This window comes from Mesorhizobium sp. M8A.F.Ca.ET.057.01.1.1 (assembly GCF_003952565.1).
In the GTDB taxonomy this organism is placed as follows: Bacteria; Pseudomonadota; Alphaproteobacteria; order Rhizobiales; family Rhizobiaceae; genus Mesorhizobium.
On record NZ_CP034454.1, the window covers coordinates 6,376,094 to 6,396,025 of the forward strand.

Annotated in this window: 18 protein-coding genes and 2 pseudogenes; 11 read left to right on the top strand and 9 right to left on the bottom strand. The window is 64.2% G+C overall.

All coding sequences use genetic code 11. The features are described 5' to 3' along the window. Positions 1 to 74: 74 nt before the first annotated feature. Complete coding sequence (locus tag EJ077_RS30280) at positions 75 to 875, bottom strand: helix-turn-helix domain-containing protein (RefSeq protein ID WP_208698570.1); 801 nt, start codon at positions 873 to 875, stop codon at positions 75 to 77. Between the two features lie 113 nt (positions 876 to 988). On the opposite strand from EJ077_RS30280, the gene EJ077_RS30285 reads away from it, so the two are divergent. The 4 genes and pseudogenes from EJ077_RS30285 (at position 989) to EJ077_RS30300 (ending at position 3,698) form a co-directional block, all read left to right on the top strand. Further along, on the top strand, positions 989 to 1,843 hold the full coding sequence (locus EJ077_RS30285; protein ID WP_208698572.1) for an SMP-30/gluconolactonase/LRE family protein: 855 nt from the start codon (positions 989 to 991) through the stop codon (positions 1,841 to 1,843). Between the two features lie 5 nt (positions 1,844 to 1,848). Continuing rightward, a pseudogene (locus EJ077_RS30290) lies at positions 1,849 to 2,577 on the top strand (LysR substrate-binding domain-containing protein). 135 nt (positions 2,578 to 2,712) lie between these two features. Then, positions 2,713 to 3,093 (top strand): nuclear transport factor 2 family protein, encoded by a 381-nt coding sequence (locus EJ077_RS30295; RefSeq protein ID WP_208698574.1) that lies wholly within the window; start codon positions 2,713 to 2,715, stop codon positions 3,091 to 3,093. Next, on the top strand, positions 3,072 to 3,698 hold the full coding sequence (locus tag EJ077_RS30300; RefSeq protein WP_208698576.1) for a DNA-3-methyladenine glycosylase: 627 nt from the start codon (positions 3,072 to 3,074) through the stop codon (positions 3,696 to 3,698). Before EJ077_RS30295 ends, EJ077_RS30300 begins: the two co-directional genes overlap by 22 nt. Here EJ077_RS30300 and EJ077_RS30305 read toward each other — a convergent pair. From EJ077_RS30305 to EJ077_RS30320, 4 genes are all read right to left on the bottom strand, one after another. After that, on the bottom strand, positions 3,688 to 5,430 hold the full coding sequence (locus EJ077_RS30305; RefSeq protein ID WP_208698578.1) for a SulP family inorganic anion transporter: 1,743 nt from the start codon (positions 5,428 to 5,430) through the stop codon (positions 3,688 to 3,690). The two genes, EJ077_RS30300 and EJ077_RS30305, sit on opposite strands and share 11 nt — an antisense overlap. A 68-nt stretch (positions 5,431 to 5,498) precedes the next feature. Further along, positions 5,499 to 5,777: a helix-turn-helix domain-containing protein gene (locus EJ077_RS30310; protein ID WP_208698580.1), complete on the bottom strand. Its 279-nt coding sequence runs from the start codon at positions 5,775 to 5,777 to the stop codon at positions 5,499 to 5,501. 152 nt (positions 5,778 to 5,929) lie between these two features. Further along, on the bottom strand, positions 5,930 to 6,631 hold the full coding sequence (locus EJ077_RS30315) for a phosphatase PAP2 family protein (RefSeq protein WP_208703172.1): 702 nt from the start codon (positions 6,629 to 6,631) through the stop codon (positions 5,930 to 5,932). A gap of 8 nt (positions 6,632 to 6,639) precedes the next feature. Continuing rightward, positions 6,640 to 6,981: a hypothetical protein gene (locus EJ077_RS30320; protein WP_208703173.1), complete on the bottom strand. Its 342-nt coding sequence runs from the start codon at positions 6,979 to 6,981 to the stop codon at positions 6,640 to 6,642. A gap of 166 nt (positions 6,982 to 7,147) precedes the next feature. Here EJ077_RS30320 and EJ077_RS30325 point away from each other — a divergent pair, with 166 nt between their 5' ends. After that, positions 7,148 to 8,539, top strand: a complete 1,392-nt coding sequence (locus EJ077_RS30325; protein WP_208698582.1) for a sensor histidine kinase — start codon at positions 7,148 to 7,150, stop codon at positions 8,537 to 8,539. After that, a complete protein-coding gene (locus EJ077_RS30330; RefSeq protein WP_208698584.1) occupies positions 8,536 to 9,198 on the top strand; it encodes a response regulator in 663 nt (220 codons plus the stop codon). Before EJ077_RS30325 ends, EJ077_RS30330 begins: the two co-directional genes overlap by 4 nt. Positions 9,199 to 9,422: 224 nt before the next feature. On the opposite strand, the gene EJ077_RS30335 is transcribed toward EJ077_RS30330, so the two are convergent. After that, positions 9,423 to 9,899 (bottom strand): hypothetical protein, encoded by a 477-nt coding sequence (locus tag EJ077_RS30335; RefSeq protein WP_208698586.1) that lies wholly within the window; start codon positions 9,897 to 9,899, stop codon positions 9,423 to 9,425. Positions 9,900 to 10,174: 275 nt separating this feature from the next. On the opposite strand from EJ077_RS30335, the gene EJ077_RS30340 reads away from it, so the two are divergent. Continuing rightward, positions 10,175 to 12,178, top strand: coding sequence for a PhoX family protein (locus EJ077_RS30340; protein WP_208698588.1), 2,004 nt, complete (start codon positions 10,175 to 10,177; stop codon positions 12,176 to 12,178). A gap of 133 nt (positions 12,179 to 12,311) precedes the next feature. Next, entirely contained in the window at positions 12,312 to 12,536 is a 225-nt protein-coding gene (locus EJ077_RS30345) for a hypothetical protein (protein ID WP_208698589.1), read from the top strand. On the opposite strand, the pseudogene EJ077_RS30350 reads toward EJ077_RS30345, so the two are convergent. Next, positions 12,528 to 13,711, bottom strand: a pseudogene (locus tag EJ077_RS30350) (flavin-containing monooxygenase). The gene EJ077_RS30345 and the pseudogene EJ077_RS30350 overlap by 9 nt on opposite strands. A 441-nt stretch (positions 13,712 to 14,152) precedes the next feature. Here EJ077_RS30350 and EJ077_RS30355 point away from each other — a divergent pair. Beyond that, positions 14,153 to 15,190 (top strand): phosphatidylglycerol lysyltransferase domain-containing protein, encoded by a 1,038-nt coding sequence (locus tag EJ077_RS30355; protein ID WP_208698591.1) that lies wholly within the window; start codon positions 14,153 to 14,155, stop codon positions 15,188 to 15,190. Between the two features lie 372 nt (positions 15,191 to 15,562). Here the strand turns inward: EJ077_RS30355 and EJ077_RS30360 are convergent, their stop codons facing one another. Together EJ077_RS30360 and EJ077_RS30365 are read right to left on the bottom strand one after the other, a co-directional pair. After that, complete coding sequence (locus EJ077_RS30360; RefSeq protein ID WP_127871058.1) at positions 15,563 to 16,324, bottom strand: ABC transporter permease; 762 nt, start codon at positions 16,322 to 16,324, stop codon at positions 15,563 to 15,565. Further along, positions 16,321 to 17,247: an ABC transporter ATP-binding protein gene (locus EJ077_RS30365; protein WP_208698593.1), complete on the bottom strand. Its 927-nt coding sequence runs from the start codon at positions 17,245 to 17,247 to the stop codon at positions 16,321 to 16,323. The genes EJ077_RS30360 and EJ077_RS30365 overlap by 4 nt, the downstream gene beginning before the upstream one ends. Positions 17,248 to 17,542: 295 nt before the next feature. On the opposite strand from EJ077_RS30365, the gene EJ077_RS30370 reads away from it, so the two are divergent. Then, a complete protein-coding gene (locus EJ077_RS30370) occupies positions 17,543 to 18,904 on the top strand; it encodes a cytochrome ubiquinol oxidase subunit I (RefSeq protein WP_208698595.1) in 1,362 nt (453 codons plus the stop codon). Positions 18,905 to 18,908: 4 nt separating this feature from the next. Next, positions 18,909 to 19,913 (top strand): cytochrome d ubiquinol oxidase subunit II, encoded by a 1,005-nt coding sequence (locus EJ077_RS30375; RefSeq protein WP_208698597.1) that lies wholly within the window; start codon positions 18,909 to 18,911, stop codon positions 19,911 to 19,913. Positions 19,914 to 19,932: the final 19 nt, after the last annotated feature.

The following is a 19,932-nucleotide window of genomic DNA, read 5'->3' on the forward strand; positions in this document are numbered from 1 at the left end:
CGGCAAACCCGCCTTCTACAATCTGACAAATCAGTGCGCGAACTATATCATGAATGTGATTTCGTTTTTCTGTATCAGGCCGGTAACGGGCGGCGTCCCTTTGCAGGAGCGGCGGGCCGATCGAACGCCCCGGCGTCGCGCGGATGCGGGCCGATCGGCATGATCGCCTCGAACGGCGTGGCGCCGAAGGCGAACGTCCATTTGTAGCCGACCAACCCGTCCTCGGGCGTGGTGTGCTGGTCGTGATGGGCGAGCAGCTTGGCGCGGTCGGCCAGTTCCTCGGCCTCGCGCCGCACCATTTCCGCCGTCTCCGGCCGCATCCGCCTGGAGAAGCTGACGAAGGTCGCCTCCTTCTCGATGTGGGTGATCGCCCAGCCGATGAAATTTTTGTTGGTCATCTCGAACAGCGGCCTGAGCGGCCCCTCGAAATTCCACTGGATCGGCGTCTCGACCAGCAATTTCGCCGACAGACCGCGGCCGAGCGCGATCAGGCCGAGCTGCTCAAGGTCGCGCAGATAGAGGAACATCGAGGCTTCGCTCAGGCCCTGCGAGCGCATGATGCCTTCAGGCGTGAACTTTTCCGACAGCATGACGAAGACGAAGAGCAGCGCCGGACGGCCGGCGAGCCGACGCTCGATCTCGGGCGCGACGTGGTTGACCGGCCCCGGCCCCCTGCTCATCGAGCCGAGCACGTTTTCCAGTTCCACGCCGGCGGCGGCGCAGATTTCCACCAGCCGGTCGAGCTTGCAGTTCTTCTCATGGAAGATGCGCTTCACCGTCGGCTCGGAAACGCCCATGCGTTCGGCAAGCTCGCGATAGGTGACGCCCTTCGCCTTCAGCGTCCGCTTCAGCGCCTCGAAGATCAAACCGTTCATGGGATGCACCTCTTGCCGTCGGTTTCGTATCGGTATTCGATACTAGTGGCAATCTGGCTTCCCGAAAAGTATCGAAAAGCCTAGCTCTTCGCCGACATCAAAGGAGAGCAGTCATGAACATCTTCGTTACCTCAACCTTCATCGCCGCCATCGCCATTGCAGCACCTGCCCAGGCCGGCGAACTCTGGCGGGCAACGGGTCTTGAACAGCCGGAATCGGCGCTGTTCGACGCCGCCAATAACCGCATCATCGTTTCCAACATATCAGGCAATCCGGGCGACGCCGACGGCAATGGTTATCTCAGCGTGCTGTCCCTCGACGGCAAGACCGTCACCCAGCACTGGACCGACGGCATGGATGCGCCCAAGGGCATGGCGATAGCGGGCGGCAAGCTCTATGTCGCCGACATCACCAAGGTCCGTGTCGTCGACCTCGCCAGCGGCAAGCTCATCGCCAGCATCGTGGTCCCGAATGCCGTCTTCCTGAACGACATGACATCGGATCAGTCCGGCAAGGTCTATGTCACCGACATGCTGGCCAACACCATCTACCGCATCGACGGCGACAGGCCGGTGCTGCTTGTCAGGGACGCCATGCTCGCTTCACCCAACGGCGTCTTCGCCGATGGCAACAGGCTGATCGTCGCCTCCTGGGGCAAGGGCATCAAGCCCGACTTCAGCACGGCCGAGCCGGGCGGGCTGCTGGCGGTCGACCTCGCCAGCAAGACGGTAACGCCGCTGGCGGGCGCGCAGAAATTCGCCGACCTCGACGGCGTCATCGCCATTGGCGACACCATCTATGCCACCGCCTACATGACCGGCACGCTCTACCGATACAGGACCGGCGGCGCGCCGGAAGCGGTGGCGCATTTCAAGCCGGGCAGCGCCGACATCGGCACCGACGGCAAGTCGATCCTCTATGTGCCGCTGATGAACGAAGGCGAGGTGGCGGCGCTGAAGATCGATTGAGAGCCATGCCGACCGCTCCAGGAGCGTTGGAGCGGCTGCTGCGCGCCTTGGCGCCGCGCATCCAGGATATCGAGAACGACATCGACGCGCTGATGGCGTTTCGCGACAAGCCGTCGGGCAATGTGCGGATCACACTCTCCGATCACGCGCTGGACTGGATCGTCTGACCGAAGCTGAAACCAGTGCTGCGGCACTATCCCGACATCCACGTCGAACTGAATGTCGACAATGGCTTCCGCAACATCGTCGAGGAGCGGTTCGACGCGGGCGTGCGGCTGGGGGAAAGCGTCGACAAGGACATGATCGCCATTCGCATCAGCCCCGACTGGCGGCTGGTCGTCGTCGCGTCCCCTGACTACCTCGCCCGGCATCCGGCGCCCGGCACGCCTCAGGACCTGGTCCAGCACGATTGCATCAACCACCGGCAGTCGCGCTCGGGCGGCCTCTACGCCTGGGAATTCGCCAGGGACGGGCGAGAGCTGAGGGTGCGCGTCGACGGACAGCTGACTTTCAATTCGACGATCCCCATGATCGACGCCGCCGTGAGCGGACTTGGGATCGCCTACGTGCCGGAGAATTTGGTGACCGACGCGCTTCGGTCGGGCCGGCTGGTGCTGATGCTCGACGAATGGTGCCCGCTTTTCCCGGGCTATTACCTCTACTATCCGACCCGCCGGCAGAACTCGCCCGCCTTCGCGGTGATCGCCAATGCCCTGCGCCATGCGGATGTCTAATAAAAAATGATCGATGAGCGCGGCCGGCGGCGCCTCGGCTGGCTTTGCGAACGCCGTTCCGCGCAATCTCGAAGGTCCGCTCCAGGCAGGCATATATGGTATGACGGCCCGCCACCGGCGGCCAAGGAGTTCGAGATGGAAGACCGAGAGATCAGAGCGGCCCTGGATTGTCACTGGGCCGCTTCCGACACCAGCGACTTCGAAGCTGAGCACGAGATCTACCGGGAGGACGCGGTGCTCGACTATCCGCAATCGGGCGAGCGCATAAGCGGGCGGCGCAACATCCAGTCGTCCCGCGCCGCGCAGCCGAACCGCAAACGCTTCACCGTGCGCCGCATCACCGGCACCGGTGACCTCTGGGTCACCGAATATGTGCTGACCTATGACGGAAGGCCATCCTACACGGTCAGCATCATGGAGTTCCTCGACGGCAAGGTGGCCCGCGAGACGCAGTATTTCGGCGAGCCGTTCGAACCCGGACCTTCGCGCGCGCAATGGGTCGAACGGATTCCGTGAGCCGCTCGACAAGTCATCCACCGCTCGCGCGGGAAGAACTGCCGGACGATACGGCAGCGCTTGCCCGTTATCTCATCGGCAAGTTGGTGGTGCGCGACTTGCCCGAAGGCAGGGTCAGCGGGCGGATCGTCGAGACGGAAGCCTATGTCGCCGGCGATGCCGCCGGGCATGGCTTTCGGGGGATGACGCCGCGCAACCGGTCGCTGTTTCTCGAGCGCGGGCACGCCTATGTCTATCTCGCCTATGGCATCTCGTTCATGTTGAACGTTTCGAGCGAGGCGCAAGGCACGGGAACCGGCGTGCTGATCCGGGCGCTGGAACCGCTGGAAGGCATCGAGATCATGCGGCTGAACCGTGGCGTCGAGCGCCTGCGCGACCTGGCGCGTGGGCCCGGAAGGCTGGCCGCGGCATTGCGGATCGATCGATCGCTCGACGGGCTCGACCTTTGCCGGGAAGGCCCGCTATGGCTCGCACACGGTGAATTCGAGGCCGGCGCGATCGGACAGGGCATCAGGATCGGCATTTCGAAGGACGCGGACCGCCTGCTTCGCTTTTACCTGAAGGAAAGTCCTTTCGTCAGCGGCCCGGCATCGCTCAACCGTTGAGCAACGGTTGCTCCGCCTCTTGTTTTCCCGCCAGCTGCGCCCGCGCGTCGCGGATCGACGCGGCATAGGTCACCAGCGGCCGCTTGACGCCGTGGTTGATCAGCATGCGCCGTATCCGCGGCGAGGCGCCCGAAATGATGAAGCGCACGCCGGCGCGGCTTGCCTTGCGGGCCGCGCTTTCGATGACATTGGCCGCCGTCGAATCAAAGAGCGGCACGGCGGAGCAGTCGAGGATGAAGTTGCGGCGCTGGTCGGCGATGCGATCGAGCACGCTGCCGACGGTGGAGGCGGCACCGAAGAAGAAGGCGCCCGAGATGCGGTAGACGACGGTGTCGGCGTCAGCAGCTTCGCTGGGATCATAGGCGCGGCCGCGATCAACGCTGTCGGCGACATCGTCCTGCGCCAGATCCGCCTCGACCGCGACGGACTTCGCCATGCGGTCGATGAACAGGATCGAGCCGAGCGCGAAGCCGACGACGATGCCTTGGGTCAGGTCGCGGAAGACGACGATCAGGAACGTCGCCAGCAGCACCAGCGCGTCGCCGCGCGATGCCCTGAGCAGCGTGGCGAAGGCCTGTTTCTCGAACATGTTCCAGCAGACCACCGCCAGCACGCCTGCAAGGGCCGAGAGCGGGATGTAGCTGGCGAGCGGTGCGGCCACCAGCATCAGCACCAGCAGGATGGCCGAATGGATGATGCCCGAAACCGGGCCGTGCGCGCCGGCGCGCACGTTGGTGGCAGTGCGGGCGATGGTGCCGGTGGCGCAGATGCCGCCGAACAGGGCGGACGCGATGTTGGCGAAGCCTTGCGCCACCAGCTCGCAATTCGAGCGGTGCCGCCGCCCCGTCATGCCGTCGGCGACAACGGCCGACAGCAGCGATTCGATGGCGCCGAGCAGCGCGAAGGCGATGGCGTCCGGCAGCACCTCGATCATCCTGCCGAGACTGACCGGGGGCAGGCCAGGCCATTGCAGGCTGCGCGGGATGCCGCCATAGCGCGTGCCGATCGTGTCGGCCGGCAGCGCGAACATCGCCACGACGAGCGAGGCAAGCCCGATGGCGACCAGCATGGAAGGCCATTTCGGCCGCCAGCGCTTCAGGAAAATGATGGTGGCGATGGTCAGCACAGCCACCATGGTCGCGGCGGGTTTGATCGTGCCGGCCGCTTGGCCAAGCGCGATCAACTTGGGCACGAACGGTCCGGGTTCCCTGCCCGGCAAGGTCAGCCCGAACAGTTCGACGATCTGGCCGGAGAAGATGATGACGGCAATGCCGGCGGTGAAGCCGACGGTGACCGGATAGGGAATGAATTTGATGTAGGTGCCGAGCCTGAGATAGCCGATGGCCAGCAGGAAGATGCCCGCCATCATCGTCGCCAGCAGCAGGCCGTCGACGCCGACCCGCGCGACCGTCGCCGCCACCAGCACGATGAAAGCGCCGGCCGGGCCGCCGATCTGGAAGCGGCTGCCGCCCAAGGCCGAGATGATGAAGCCGCCGACGATGGAGGTGTAGAGGCCACGCTCCGGCGTCACGCCCGAAGCGATCGCGATTGCCATCGACAGCGGCAGCGCGACGATGGCGACGGTCAGGCCGGACATGAAGTCGGCCTTAAATTGCGGCAGGTGGTAACCCTCCCGCCAGACCGTCACCAGCTTCGGCGTGAACAGTTCGGAAAATGTCGGCTTCACCGGCTGATGGGCCTGTTGATGCACTGCCTGACGCGCTTGATCCATGGGCTGCCTTCCGCACCTGCAAGGGCGGCGGGATCGTCGGCAGGACTGTCGGCGGTCGCCGTCGCGACTTATGCCGGCTCAGCCTTGGGATCCAGCGGCACCGCGGGCTTGAGGCGCACGCCCCTGCCGCCGCGCTCGCTGGCCTGGTTCTCGCCGATCAGTTCCACCCCGGCCTCGTCGAGAGCCTGGATGACCTTCATCAGCGTATCGACCACACCCCTGACCACACCGTCGCTCGCTTCCATGCGCTGGATGGTCGGAAGCGAGACGCCGGCGCGCTCGGCGAGCGTCTTCTGGTCGATGCCGGCCAAAGCCCTTGCGGCACGCATCTGCGCGGCAGTGATCATTGGCCGGAACCCATGTCTGAGTCTGCTGATATAACGTATAATACCGTCATTGTGATGTTTCAAGCATCATTATAAAGGTTTCAGACGTAAGCGTCTTCGCCTGATTATCCATTTCTTCGATACTTTCCGAGGATTCAAGCTAAACGGCGGGGTCAGGCATCGTCGCTCACCGCCTGGCGCCGTTGCAGAATCCTCGCCACCAGCCAGCATAGCATCGCCCAGGCGAAGCCGGCACACCAGCCCGCCAGCACATCGGACGGCCAGTGGACGCCCAGATAGACGCGGCTGACGCCGACCAGCACCGTCGTCAGCACCGCCAGGAACAACACGTAGACCTTGGTGGTCCGGCCTGGCAGGAAGCGTGCCGCCAGCGAACCGAGCGTGAGATAGGTCACCGCCGACAGCATGGCATGGCCGCTCGGAAAGGAGAGCGAGGTCTCGTTGACCAGATGCGAAACCAGTTCCGGGCGTGGCCGGTCGACGCCGACTTTCAGCAGGCTCGACAGAAGCTGGCCGCCCGCCACGGCAACGAAGACGAGAAGCGCGGTGCCTCGCCTGCGGATCAAAAGCAGATACATGATCGTCGCCGTGGTGATCAGCACCAGCACGCTGGTACTGCCAAGACTGGTGATGTCGCGCATCGCCCCTTCCAGCCATGACGGACCGATGGGAACGCCGGGCTGGCCCGGCTGGCGGAAGGCAAGCAGGATTTCGGTATCGAAGGCGTGCGGCGTAGTGGCCCGTGCCACCTCCATCAATTCCTCGAACGCCCACAGCCCACCGGCGATGACCAGGCCGGCCAGCAGCACCGGGAATTCGACCCGGTTGAGCAGAGTTTTCGCAGCGCTTTTCATCGGCACGGTTACAACCGCCCTTGCAGATAGGGCCCAACGGTGATCAGCGCCACGGCGGCGATCGCCAGCATGATGCCGGTCGCCTGCAGCGCGTTGACGCGCTCGCCGAAGAACACCAGAGCCACGACATTGACCGAGACCAGCTGGATGACCGCAGAAAGGCTGAACGACACCGACATGCCGAACTCGCGGATCAGCCGCAGCATGATCAGATTGCCCAGCGAATAAAGCGCCAGCGTCAGCAGGATCTTGCCCAGGCTCGGCGCCAGTCCCCATTGCTTGGCGGCGGTTGCCGCCAGCAGGAAGATCACCGTCGAAAAACCCAGCTGCAACAATCCCGAAAAACTCAACGTCCGTCCCCCTCGAAGTGGCTTTCGCCTGATATCGCGGACCATGTTTCCGAAGCGCGCCGAGACGTCAAGCGACGTCGTTGCAACGAAGGCCTTGGCAACGGCGAGACTGAAGCTCAATGTGCTGGAATCGCCCGCCATATCGATAGAAGGGCGTCAGGGGCTCATGATTCGTATTCTTCAGAACTTGGCGCGGCGCTGGAGCGAGCTTTCCCTTGCCCTGCAATTCGTCGTTGCCGGCGGCTTTGGGCTGCTGGTCGTCATGCTGATCGTGGGGACTTGGGTGACGACGCAGATCCGGGACGGCGTCATTCGCAATTCGGCCGCCACGACGGCGCTCTATGTCGACAGTGTGATTGCGCCGTTGCTGCCCGACCTGCGCAAGAGCGAGGAGCTCAGCGAATCCGTCAAACAGGCGCTCGACGAGACGCTCGGCCAGGGCGCGCTCGGCAAACGCCTGGCATCGTTCAGGCTCTGGCGCCGCGACGGCACGGTGCTCTACGCGAAGAACGCTGATTTGATCGGCCGCCGCTTCGACCTGAACAAAAATCTGCGTTCCGCCTTCCAGGGTAGCGTCGTGGCCCAGTTCGATACGTTCGACGAGAACGAAGACAAGGAGCGGGCCGCGGGTATGCCATTGCTCGAGATCTACAATCCGGTGCGCGAACCCTGGTCCGGCGACGTGGTCGCCGTCACCGAATTCTACGAGCTCGCCGGCGATTTCAAGGCCACCCTGGCTTCCGCCCTGCTGTCGAGTTGGCTGGTCGTGGCCGGCACCACCTTGACGGCATTCCTGCTTCTGTCGGGCATCGTCCTGCGCGCCAGCCGCACCATCGACGACCAGCGCGGGGCGCTGCGCCGCCAGGTGTCGGAGCTGCAGGGCCTGGTGACGCAGAACAGCGCCTTGCGGCAGCGCGTGCAGCGGGCGTCCCGCCGCGCGACCGCGCTCAACGAAAGGTACCTTCGCCGGATCGGCGCCGACCTGCATGACGGCCCGGCCCAGCTCGTGGCCCTGGCGGCGCTGCGCATGGACAGTCCGGTGTTTACCGGCGACGGCCATGGCAGCGAAGGCCGCTCGACCGAGGTCGCCATGATCCGCAAGACGCTGGAGGACGCGATGCGCGAGATACGCGGCATCTGCACCGGCCTGGTGCTGCCGCAGATAGAAACGGCGGCGGCGGCGGAGGTGCTGCGGCTGGCCGTCGAGGAGCATGAGCACCGGACGGGCACGTCGGTGACGCTTACGCTGCCCAAACATTTGCCCGAACCCGGCGCTTCTGAGAAGATCAGCATCTATCGATTCGTGCAGGAGGGGCTGAACAATGCCTACCGCCACGGGCGGGGCAAGGATCAGGCGGTGCGTGCGGGAATGAAGAATGGCCGGCTTTTCGTCGAAGTTTCGGATGGCGGGCCGGGCTTCGATCCGGCTCGGGCCGAAGGGTTGGGGCTGGCTGGCCTCAGGGAGCGGGTTGAAAGCATTGGCGGACAGTTCGAAACCCTGACGGGGCCGAAGGGCACGAAACTGATGATCCGTCTTTCGGTCGAGGAGCAAGCATGATGGGGGCCATTCGCATCGCCATTGTCGACGACCATCCTCTCTTCCGCGAGGGTGTGACACGCAGCCTGTCGGAGATCGGAGGCTTCGAAGTGGTCGGAGAGGGGGCTACCGCGCAGGACGCGGAACGCATCGCCTCGACCGTGCAGCCCGACATATTGCTGCTCGACATTTCGATGCCCGGCGGCGGCCTGGCCGCGGTTGCAAGCATCCTTGCCGAGCATCCCGCCCAGAAGATCGTCATGCTGACCGTCTCGGAGGCCAATGCCGACGTGACCAAGGCCCTGAACGCGGGGGTGCACGGCTATATCCTCAAAGGAGTCGGATCGCGCTCGCTTGCCGATATCCTGCGCAACGTGGCGGCCGGCGAAAGCTATCTTTCGCCGATGTTGTCGGCCCGGCTGCTTTCCGATGTGCAGTCCCTGCAGCCCACCAACGGCGTGGCGGACCGGCTGCGGCAACTCACCGGCCGACAGACCGAAATCCTGCGGCTGGTGGCGGAAGGACTGAGCAACAAGGAAGTTGCCTTGCGCCTGGAGCTGCAGGAGAAGACCGTCAAGCACCACATGACGGGGGTGCTGTCGAAACTCAGCGTGCGAAACCGCACCGAGGCTGCCCTGATGATGCGCGAGTTTCGCGACCGCGACAGGGACTTCTCATAGAGCGGTTCGGCGTCGTTGGAATCGCCGACTTACGGCAACGCAGCCAGGGAAAGCTACGTGCTTTTCCTGGAGTTCTCCAAGTCATCGCAGCATTGGAAGACAGCGCGAAAACGAGGTCACCTCCGCCGGGGGCGGCGGAGGTGACGTGTGAAGCCGGTCGTTGCCTGTTGACCAGCTTCACAAGGCCTAGATTTCAGAAGGCGGAGATTTCAGAAGGCCAAGGTTCAGAGGGCCTTGAGGCGGGTGACATCGGCCGGTGTGGCCGGGCGGTCGATGATCGTGCGGTCGAGCGCATCCTTCATCCTGAAACGGCCGTTCTCGATCTTTTCCGTTATGCCGTCGGGGTGCTGAACCGTAATCTTGTTGCCGTCCACGTCGATCTCGTCGCCGGTGATGGCGTTGACATGGCTGCTCTTCCCGCCCTGGCCCTTGCCGGACCCCGAATTGCCGCCACCGTTATCAGCGCCATTTCCGTTGCCGTTGCCGTTGTTGCCGCCGTTGCCGTTTCCATTGTTGCCGCCGCCGCTATTCCCACCGCCACCGCCATTGCCACCCCCACCCTTGCCGGCGAGTGCGGTCGCGGCCTCGATTCCAGGCACGAAGCCATGAAAGGCAATTCCATAGGGAGCGATGGTCAGCGCCAGAAGCGCCGCCGATCCGAAAGCCAGCCGGCAACAACGGGCCGTTATCGATCCGTGCATCCTGAACTCCGTCGATTGAGCCGGCGCGCCCACCCCAACGTTGCAGTGCAACCAACATCGCCGAAACACGTGGTGACCGGAAGCGACCTCCGACCGTTGCGTTTGTCCTCCAGGACCTTTGCATGCGCAAGATTGGACTAAAGTCCGATATCCGGCGTGAAAAACGGTGTCGTGAGGGGGCGGCAGCGCGGATACCGTGTCACGAAAATGTGATCAGCCGACTGTAAGGCGGTCGATCAGGCAACAAGCTCCAGCCAATCCAGCCAGAGGCTCTCATGACCGAACATCGCTCCCCCGACGCCCGATTCCGCACCAGCCTGCTCGAGGAAAACGAAGGACCGGCCAACAATCCCAGCGAAAACCGCACGATGGGCGAGATCATCGCCGCGCGGTTTTCGCGCCGGGGCTTCCTCAAGGGTTCGCTTGCCGTCTCGGCGATCGCCGCCACCGTCAGCCCGCTGGCGATGATCGCCGCCGACGATGCCCGCGCAGCGGAAGGTTCGGCCTTCAAGTTCGACGAGCTGGAGGCCGGCATCGACGACAAGCACCATGTCGCGCCGGGCTACGACGCCGATGTGTTGCTGCGCTGGGGCGATCCGCTGTTTGCCGATTCGCCGGAATTCGATCCGACCAAGCAGTCGGCGCAAGCCCAGGCCAGGCAGTTCGGCTACAACAACGACTATGTCGGCTATATCGCGATCGATGGCTCGGCGGAACATGGCCTGCTGGTGGTCAACCACGAATACACCAACCCGCATCTGATGTTCCCGGGCATCGTCAAGATCGTCGAGAAGGACGGCAAGAAGGCGGCCGAGGTGGCGCCGCTGTCGAAGGAGCAGGTGGATGTCGAGATGGCCGCGCATGGCGGCACCATCGTCGAGATCCGCAAGGACGGCGGCAAATGGCAGGTTGTGCGTGACGGCAAGCTCAACCGCCGCATCACCTCCAGCACCGAGATGGCGCTGTCCGGCCCGGTCGCGGGCCATGACCGCGTCAAAACCAATGCCGATCCGTCCGGAACGAAAGTCTTCGGCACGATCAACAACTGCGCCGGCGGCGTCACGCCCTGGGGCACCTATGTGATGGCCGAGGAGAACATCCATGGCTATTTCTCCGGCGAGCTGCCGGAAGGCCACAAGGAAGCCGCCAACTACAAGCGCCTCGGCATCCCGGAAGGGGCCTATGAATGGGGCGCGCATTACGACCGCTTCAACCTCGCCAAGGAACCGAACGAGCCCAACCGCTTCGGCTGGATCGTCGAAGTCGATGTCAACGACCCGAATTCGGTGCCGCGCAAGCGCACCGCCATGGGCCGCTTCAAGCATGAGGGCGCCGAATCGATCGTCGCCAAGGACGGCCGCGTCGTCTTCTATCTCGGCGACGACGAGCGCTTCGACTATGTCTACAAATTCGTCACCAAGGGCATGTTCAATGCCGGCGACCGCGCAGCCAACAAGGACCTGCTCGACGAGGGTACGCTGCATGTCGCCAAATTCGCCGACGACGGCTCGGTCGAATGGATGCCGATCGTGTTCGGCCAGGGTCCGCTGACGGCGGAAAACGGTTTTGCCGGCCAGGCCGACGTGCTGATCGAGACGCGCCGCGCCGCCGACCTGCTTGGCGCCACCAAGATGGACCGGCCCGAAGACATCCAGCCCAATGCCGGCAACGGCAAGGTCTATGTCATGCTGACCAACAATTCCAAGCGCAAGGCCGATCAGGTCGACGCCGCCAACCCGCGCCCCGGGAATGCCTTCGGCCACATCATCGAGATCGTCGAGGACGGCGGCGATTTCGCCGCCACAAAGGGCAAGTGGGAAGTGCTGCTGAAATGCGGCGATCCGGCGGTGGCCGATGTCGGCGCCACCTTCTCCACCGCGACGACGGCCAATGGCTGGTTCGGCATGCCCGACAATTGCGCGGTCGATTCGGCCGGCCGCCTGTGGGTCGCCACCGACGGCCAGGGCCCGAAGGCCACCGGCCGCACCGATGGCCTGTGGGCGGTGGACACGGAAGGATCGGCGCGGGCGACCTCGAAGCTGTTCTTCCGGGTGCCGATCGGCGCCGAGATGTGCGGCCCGCTGTTTACGCCGGACGATCAGACCGCCTTCGTCGCCGTCCAGCATCCGGGCGACGGCGGTGAGGACTGGGACGCGTTTGGCCGGCCTTCCTATTATGAGGACCTGTCGACCCGCTGGCCCGATTTCAAGCCCGACATGCCGGTGCGGCCTGCAGTCGTGGCGATCACCAAACAGGGCGGCGGCAAGATCGGCGTCTGACGTCGAGCGAGACAAAACGAGAGGGGCTTCGGCGATCCGCGGCCCCTCTTTTTGCGCAGCATTGCATTCAAGCCTCGGGAAAGATTGGCAATTTAAACATGGCGCCCTAAATCGTGATCAGGAGATCATCGCCATGCCCAATTCGATCTACGACCGTGGCCTGCTCAAACCTGACGAAGTGGCCACCTTGCAACGTGTCTTCGATGAGGCCTGCCGCCGACGGCAAGCGCATCCCGAATCCGCCGAGGCGCGTGAATTGGCCCTCACCTTGCTTGCCCTCTACAATGCCGGCATGGCCGACGAGGCGATGCTGACCGAGGCCGTCGGCTTCCGGCGGCTGGAGCCGAAATCAGCGTGAGGTGCCCGGCTGGCCGGGACCGGCGACGCGCCTGGCTATCGCCTTGGCCAATATGCCGGCATTGGCGAAGCAGCCGCGGATGCTCGGCCGCATGCCGGTGAACCACAGGCCGGGCAGTTGCGGATCGGCCTGGCCGCCGTTGAAGAGGGGAACGCCTTTCTCGTCGAGCACGCCGAGATTTCCAACCATGCGCTCCAGCCCGGTGCGGTAGCCCGTCGCGGCAATGACGATGTCGGGAGCGATCAGGCCGCCATTGGCCAGGATGACGCCATCGCGGGTGAACTCCCGCATCCCCGGCACCACCAGGATCCTGCCCGATTTGATGGCCTTGACGGCGCCATCGTCGGCGGCGATCGCGGTATAGTCGGAAGTCAGGCGGCTGGCGCCGCCGGCAGGTGCCCGCGGCATGCCGAATTTGGTGAGATCGCCGAAAACCAGGCGCTGCGTCACCGCCATCGCCGCGTCGGCGACGCGCAGCGGCAAGCGCGCCATGAGCGGCGAGAAGCGGTGCACGGCGATCTTGCCGATACGCTTGGGCAAGAGGGCGGGGCCGTTGCGGGCCGACAGCCAGACAGCGGCGGTATCGACGCCTGCCAGATGATTGAGAGCATCGAAGCCCGAATTGCCGGCGCCGACAACCAGCACCTTCTTGCCCGCATAGGCCTGGGCGTCGCCAAAATCCGCCGAATGGATAATCCGGCCCGCGAACGCCTGCATGCCCTTCCATTGCGGCGTGAAGGGTTCCCTGTCGCGGCCGGTGGCGACAACGACATGACGCGCCAGGCGCGAGCCGGCGCTGGTGCGCACGATCCAGTGGTCGCCCCCGGACATGATGGCCTCGACGGAAACGCCAAACTCCACCGGCAAACGGTTCGCCTCATGGAAATCGTTCATATGGCGGATGACGACATCCCGATGGGGAAAGGCGGGGTACCCTTGGGGTAGGCAAGGCCGGGCAGCGCCGAGAGATCGCGGTGGGTGTTCAGGTGCAGCTGTTCGTGGCGCCGGCGCCAGGGCTCGGCCAGCCGGCTTTCCTTCTCCAGCACCGCCGTCGCCACGCCGGCCTTCATCAAGGCCCGCGCGACAGCCAACCCCGCGGCGCCGGCGCCAATGACGATCGCCGGCTCGACCGCCACCAACTGCTCCACCATCGTCCCGGGTGTCGTGTCAGCCATTCACACTCGAATCCCATTCGCCCTTGCGGCAACCCCAAAAGGCTCGCAGGCGCTGTAACAGTTGATCACGCGCGGCCCCCGAACGGCAAATCGATGCCGATTTTCGATGGGTGTGCGCCGAGCCGTGGTCTCGCCCCCGAGCATTCCGCCGCCAGGCGAAAACAACCGGATCGTGCAACCGCGGCCAAAACCACGACATGAAGCGATTGCCCGCTTCTGTCCGAATATATCCAGTCCTATATGGCATATCAGCGGCATCGGCGATAATCAGGTCGCGGCAAAGTGATTGATTCGAGGTCCGGGGGCTGGTGGATCTCTTCTGACGACGCAGGAATTCGAACCCGTAACCGACTCGGCTTCCCGCTAGAAATCAATGCGCCACGGCGGTCTTGCATGCCTTCAAGGCATGCGGCGCCGCAGACGGCACGCGGAATCTCGACCATGCCCTCCTTGCGGATCTATTTCGACAACATCCTCGAGGGTGCCTCGCCCAAGGTGGAGCGCCGGGCGCTGACGCATGTCGAGCGGCTGGCGCTGGTGCGCCGCCATGGCGATTTCTCGCTCGCCTATTCCACCGCCGTGCAGCACAAGCTCTCCTATTTCGGCGACGCCGACGGCTACATCGCCTTCGGCACCAAGATGAGGCATCATTTCGCGCTCGGCGATCCGGTGGCGGCGCCGGCGCAGCGGCCCGATTATATCAGACGCTTCGTCGAGCGTGCCGGCGGCCCATGGTTCGTGCAGATCGGCGAACAGACCGCCCAGGTCCTTGCCGGACTCGGCTACAAGGTCAACCGGCTGGGCATCGACACCCGCCTTGTCCTGCCCGACCATGATTTTTCCGGCAAGCGCAACGAAACCGTGCGCTATTCCGAGCGCTGGCTGCTGAAGAAAGGCTTTTCGTTCGAGGAGGACAAGCGCACGATCCATCTCGACGAAATCTCCCGGCTCTCCCAAAACTGGCGCGGCGACCGCATCGTCAAGCGCTGGGAGATGGGTTTTCTCAACCGTCCGTTTTACGATCAGCTCGGCACCGACATGCGTCGTTTCGTCCTGCACGATCCCGAGGGCGACCTGGTCGCCCTGCTCGACTTCGATCCGTTGTTCGCCGACGGCAAGGTGATCGGCTACACCACCGCCTTCAAGCGCAAGCATATCGATGCCTCGCCGCATGCCGAGATCGGCCTGACCAAATTCGCCGTCGACCGCTTTCGCGAGGAAGGCATTTCGGTGGTGACGCTCGGCCTGTCGCCGCTCGTCGACGTCGGCCCGAGCGGATTTGCCGAGAGCGAGTTCTGGCGCAACACCTTCCAGCGCGCCTACGACTCGCCCTGGATCAACCGCCGCAGGTTCAACCTGCAGGGACAGGCGGCATTCAAGCGCCGCTTCCACGGCGCCGAGGAGCCGGTCTACATCGCCTTTCGCGAGGGGACCTACATCGAAATGCTGGGGCTGCTGCGGCTGGTCAAGGCCATTTGAACTCTACAGGATTTGGGTTCCTCGCCTCCACTTTGCGCTATGTCATGCACACATCTTCTGTGATTGGCGTGACTGGTCGGCCCGAGGTTTGATTGCCACGTGGTTCCCCCAATCCGTCGCTGCTTCGCAGCGCCACCTTTCCCCCCTCCGGAGGGAAAGGAAGGGGGCTTTGCTGGACGAGCGTCGACGGCAAAAAAGGCCTGGCGCCTTTCCTCTCCCCGGTCGATCGGGGGGTCCGATGGACGGGCGAGACCCGCGGCTCGCCCCGGCAAGGTGGCTCGGCGAAGCCGAGACGGAGTGGGGGTCGACCAGCGCAGCTTATGACAAATGCATGCGCCAGGCCGCCATGCACGCTATCGCCAAGACAGCCGATCAGTTACGCAGCCGGTAGCCGGTCCGGAAGATCCAGGCGACGATCGCGATGCAGGCGGCCAGGAACACCAGCGTCATGCCGAGGCTGATGCCGACCGAGACGTCGGCCTTGCCGTAGAAACTCCAGCGAAAGCCGCTGATCAGGTAGACCACCGGGTTGAACAGCGTAATCGTCTTCCAGATGCCTGGCAGCATGTGGATCGAATAGAAGCTGCCGCCGAGGAAGGTCAGCGGGGTGACGATCAGCAGCGGCACCAGCTGCAGCTGCTCGAAGCTTTTCGCCCAGATGCCGATGATGAAGCCGAACAGGCTGAAGGTGACCGCCGTCAGGATCAGGAAGGCGAGCATCCAGAATGGATGCTCGATCTGCAGCGGCACGAACAGCGAGGCGGTGGCCAGGATGATCAGGCCGAGGATGATCGACTTGGTGGCCGCGCCCCCGACATAGGCGATGACGATCTCCAGATAGGAGACCGGCGCCGACAAAAGCTCGTAGATCGAGCCTACGAATTTCGGGAAATAGATGGCGAAGGAGGCGTTGGAGATCGACTGCGTCAACAGCGACAGCATGATCAGTCCCGGCACGATGAAGGCGCCGTAGCTGATGCCGTCGATTTCGGTGATGCGCGAGCCGATGGCCGAGCCGAAGACGACGAAATAGAGCGATGTCGAGATGACCGGCGATATGATGCTCTGCAGCACGGTGCGGAACGCACGCGCCATCTCGACCCGGTAGATCGCCCATACTGCACGCAGGTTCATGGCTCTTGCCTCAGGAGGCTGACGAAGATCTCTTCGAGCGAGCTGTTCTTGGTGTCGAGATCGCGGAATTGGATGCCGGCCGCCTCGAGATCCCTGATCAGCGAGGCGACGCCCGGCCGGTCGCTCTGATTGTCATAGATGTAGGTGAGTTGCGTGCCGTCCGGCGACAGTTCGAGCGCGTAGCGCGAGAGCCCGTCGGGCACGCTGCCGACCGGTGCGCGCAGCTCCAGCGTCATCTGCTTGCGGCCGAGCTTGCGCATCAGTTCGGCCTTGCCCTCGACCAGGATGATTTCGCCGCGGTTGATGACGCCGACGCGGTCGGCCATGGCCTCGGCTTCCTCGATATAGTGCGTGGTGAGGATGATGGTGACACCGTCCTCGCGCAACCGGCGCACCATCTCCCACATGTCCTGGCGCAGCTCGACGTCGACGCCGGCGGTGGGCTCGTCGAGGAACAGGATGCGCGGCTCGTGCGACAGCGCCTTGGCGATCATCAACCGCCGCTTCATGCCGCCCGATAGCGTAATCGCCTTGGCGTCCTTCTTGTCCCACAACGACAGATCGCGCAGCACCTTCTCGACAAAGGCCGGATTGGCCGGCTTGCCGAACAGGCCGCGGCTGTAATTGACCGTTGCCCAGACGCTCTCGAAGGCGTCGATGGTGAGTTCCTGCGGCACCAGCCCGATCAGGCTGCGCGCGGCGCGATAGTCCTTGTTGATGTCGTGGCCGTCGACGGTGACGGTGCCCGACGAGCGGTTGACGATGCCGCAGACGATCGAGATCAGCGTCGTCTTGCCGGCGCCGTTGGGGCCGAGCAGGGCGAAAATCTCGCCGCGCTGGATATCGAGATTGATTTCCTTGAGCGCGGTGAAGCCGGTGGCGTAGGTCTTGGAGACCCCGGAAATGGACAGAATGGAGGGCATGGTTGAAAACGGCTGCCTGAAAGAGGTGACTTCATATAGGCCTGTTGTCGCCCAGCGCAACCGCGAGTCAATGCCGCTGCTGCCAGTTCTCGACACCGGGGCTTGGGCTGGCTGAAAACAGATCGCCTGCATCCGGTAAAATTGTCCTGTGGCGTTCAGCCTCGCGGCAGGACGCCGCTTTGACCTGACCACGCATCGGGCCTATCCTCCGCCAGTATCGGAGCAATTCCAGGAAAAGTGTAAAGCGGTTTTCCGCCCGGAGTTGCGTCGAAATAGTAAGCAGCCGGAGCCCGCCATGGACCCGCTTATTCTCTCGCGCATGCAGTTCGGCGCGAATATCTCGTTTCATATCCTGTTTCCGACGATCACCATTGCCCTTGGCTGGGTGCTGCTGTTCTTCAAGCTGCGTTACAACGCGACCAATGATTCCGCCTGGATGCGCGCCTATTTCACCTGGGTGAAGGTGTTCGCGCTGTCCTTTGCCATGGGCGTGGTTTCGGGCGTGACCATGAGCTTCCAGTTCGGCACCAACTGGCCGGGCTACATGGAGCATGTCGGCAACATCGCCGGACCGCTGCTCGCCTACGAGATCCTCACCGCCTTCTTCCTCGAGGCGGCCTTCCTCGGCATCATGCTGTTCGGGTTCCGTCGCGTTTCCAACCGCGTCCACACGCTGGCGACGGTGCTGGTCGCCGGCGGCACCACGCTGTCGGCCTTCTGGATCATCGCGCTCAATTCCTGGATGCAGACCCCGGCCGGCTTCGAGATGCGCGATGGCGTGGCACATGCCGTCGACTGGTGGGCCATCGTCTTCAACCCGTCCATGCCCTACCGGCTGGTGCACATGCTGCTCGCCTCGGGGCTTACGGTCTCGTTCCTGATCGCTGGCCTGTCGGCGTTGCGCTACCTCAAGGGCGACCGTTCGGAATCGATGTGGAAGGCGCTGCGCACCGGCGTCTTCACCGCCGCCATCCTCATCCCGATCCAGATCCTGGCAGGCGACCAGCATGGGCTCAACACGCTGGAACACCAGCCGCAGAAGATCGCGGCCATGGAGGCCAACTGGAACACCGGCCCCAACGTGCCGCTGGTGCTGTTCGCGCTGCCCGACGAGGCGGCCAAGGAAAACAGATTCGAGGTCGCGATTCCGGATGGGGCCAGCCTTATCCTGCGGCACAGCACCGACGGTGTCGTGCCAGGGCTGAACGACTATCCCGGCAACCACCCGCCAGTCTTTCCGCTCTTCTGGAGCTTCCGCATCATGGTCGGCACCGGGCTTTTGATGCTCGCCGTCTCATGGTCGGCAGCCTTCTTCCTCAAGCGCCGGCATTCGCTGCCCAGGCCGCTCGCCCTGCTGATGGTGCCGATGGCGCTGTCGGGCTGGCTGGCGACATTGGCCGGCTGGTACACGACCGAGATCGGCCGCCAGCCCTGGCTGGTGACCGGCGTGCTGAAGACCGCCGACGCCGTCGGGCCGGTGGCCGGCAGCCATGTCGCGCTGACGCTCGCCATCTATCTCCTGCTCTACGTGCTTTTGCTGATAGCCTATCTCGGCGTGCTGGTGCACCTGGCGCTGAAGGCGGCCAAGGATGGCGATTCATCGCCGCTGCCGGGCGTGATGAAAACGGCCATGTCGCAACCGGCGGCGGGGGAGTGAGACGATGACCTACGACTGGCCAACCCTGCTCCCCCTCATCTTCGCCGGCCTGATGGGCCTCGCCATCCTGATCTACGTCATTCTGGACGGTTTCGACCTCGGCATCGGCATCCTGTTCGCCGCCGCCGAGGACACCGAGCAGGACACGATGATCGCGGCGATCGGCCCGTTCTGGGACGCCAACGAGACCTGGCTGGTGCTGGCCGTCGGCCTGCTGCTGGTCGCCTTTCCGCTGGCGCATGGCGTCATCCTCACGGCGCTCTACATTCCCGTCTTCGTGCTTTTGGTCGGGCTGATCCTGCGCGGCGTCGCCTTCGATTTCCGCGCCAAGGTGCCGGCCGGCCGCAAGCACCGCTGGAACCGCATCTTCTTCCTCGGCTCGATCACCGCCTCGCTGGCGCAGGGCTATATGCTGGGCGTCTACGTGCTCGGCCTCGATGTCGGGCCGGGCGGCACGGCGTTCGGCGTGCTGGTGGCGTTCTGCCTGGCGGCCGCCTACGCGGCGATGGGCGCTGCCTGGGTGATCTACAAGACCGAAGGCGAACTGCAGAAGAAGGCGGTGCGCTGGCTGCGCACGGCACTGGTGCTGACCGCGCTCGGCATGGCCGCGGTGTCACTGGCGACGCCCTTCGCCAGCCCGCGCATCTTCGACAAATGGTTCGTCTGGCCGCAGATGCTCTATCTGTCGCCGCTGCCGATCCTGTCGGCGCTGCTGTTCCTCTGGCTGTGGCGGCAGACCTTCCACCTGCCGAGGCCCGACGATCGCCATGCGCTGACGCCGTTCCTGACGCTCGCCGCCATCTTCGCGCTCGGTTTTGCCGGGCTGGCCTGGTCGTTCTACCCATTCGTGGTGCCCGATCGCCTGACCATCTGGCAGGCGGCGTCGGCGCCCGAGAGCCTGGCGATCATCCTGGCCGGCACCGTGGTGGTGCTGCCGGTGATCATATTCTATTCGTTCTATGCCTACCGCGTGTTCGGCGGCAAGGCGACGGATCTGACTTACGATTGAGGCTCTGCCTGCGGGCAGG

Excerpts from the sequence above, each read along its gene's own strand:
- EJ077_RS30370 (WP_208698595.1), top strand. The coding sequence starts at position 17,543 with ATGGACCCGCTTATTCTCTCGCGCATGCAGTTCGGCGCGAATATCTCG.
- EJ077_RS30335 (WP_208698586.1), bottom strand. The coding sequence starts at position 9,899 with ATGCACGGATCGATAACGGCCCGTTGTTGCCGGCTGGCTTTCGGATCG.
- EJ077_RS30310 (WP_208698580.1), bottom strand. The coding sequence starts at position 5,777 with ATGATCACTGCCGCGCAGATGCGTGCCGCAAGGGCTTTGGCCGGCATC.
- EJ077_RS30355 (WP_208698591.1), top strand. The coding sequence starts at position 14,153 with ATGCCCTCCTTGCGGATCTATTTCGACAACATCCTCGAGGGTGCCTCG.
- EJ077_RS30375 (WP_208698597.1), top strand. The coding sequence starts at position 18,909 with ATGACCTACGACTGGCCAACCCTGCTCCCCCTCATCTTCGCCGGCCTG.
- EJ077_RS30340 (WP_208698588.1), top strand. The coding sequence starts at position 10,175 with ATGACCGAACATCGCTCCCCCGACGCCCGATTCCGCACCAGCCTGCTC.
- EJ077_RS30280 (WP_208698570.1), bottom strand. The coding sequence starts at position 875 with ATGAACGGTTTGATCTTCGAGGCGCTGAAGCGGACGCTGAAGGCGAAG.
- EJ077_RS30345 (WP_208698589.1), top strand. The coding sequence starts at position 12,312 with ATGCCCAATTCGATCTACGACCGTGGCCTGCTCAAACCTGACGAAGTG.
- EJ077_RS30330 (WP_208698584.1), top strand. The coding sequence starts at position 8,536 with ATGATGGGGGCCATTCGCATCGCCATTGTCGACGACCATCCTCTCTTC.
- EJ077_RS30295 (WP_208698574.1), top strand. The coding sequence starts at position 2,713 with ATGGAAGACCGAGAGATCAGAGCGGCCCTGGATTGTCACTGGGCCGCT.
- EJ077_RS30285 (WP_208698572.1), top strand. The coding sequence starts at position 989 with ATGAACATCTTCGTTACCTCAACCTTCATCGCCGCCATCGCCATTGCA.
- EJ077_RS30325 (WP_208698582.1), top strand. The coding sequence starts at position 7,148 with ATGATTCGTATTCTTCAGAACTTGGCGCGGCGCTGGAGCGAGCTTTCC.
- EJ077_RS30360 (WP_127871058.1), bottom strand. The coding sequence starts at position 16,324 with ATGAACCTGCGTGCAGTATGGGCGATCTACCGGGTCGAGATGGCGCGT.
- EJ077_RS30315 (WP_208703172.1), bottom strand. The coding sequence starts at position 6,631 with ATGAAAAGCGCTGCGAAAACTCTGCTCAACCGGGTCGAATTCCCGGTG.
- EJ077_RS30305 (WP_208698578.1), bottom strand. The coding sequence starts at position 5,430 with ATGGATCAAGCGCGTCAGGCAGTGCATCAACAGGCCCATCAGCCGGTG.
- EJ077_RS30365 (WP_208698593.1), bottom strand. The coding sequence starts at position 17,247 with ATGCCCTCCATTCTGTCCATTTCCGGGGTCTCCAAGACCTACGCCACC.
- EJ077_RS30300 (WP_208698576.1), top strand. The coding sequence starts at position 3,072 with ATGGGTCGAACGGATTCCGTGAGCCGCTCGACAAGTCATCCACCGCTC.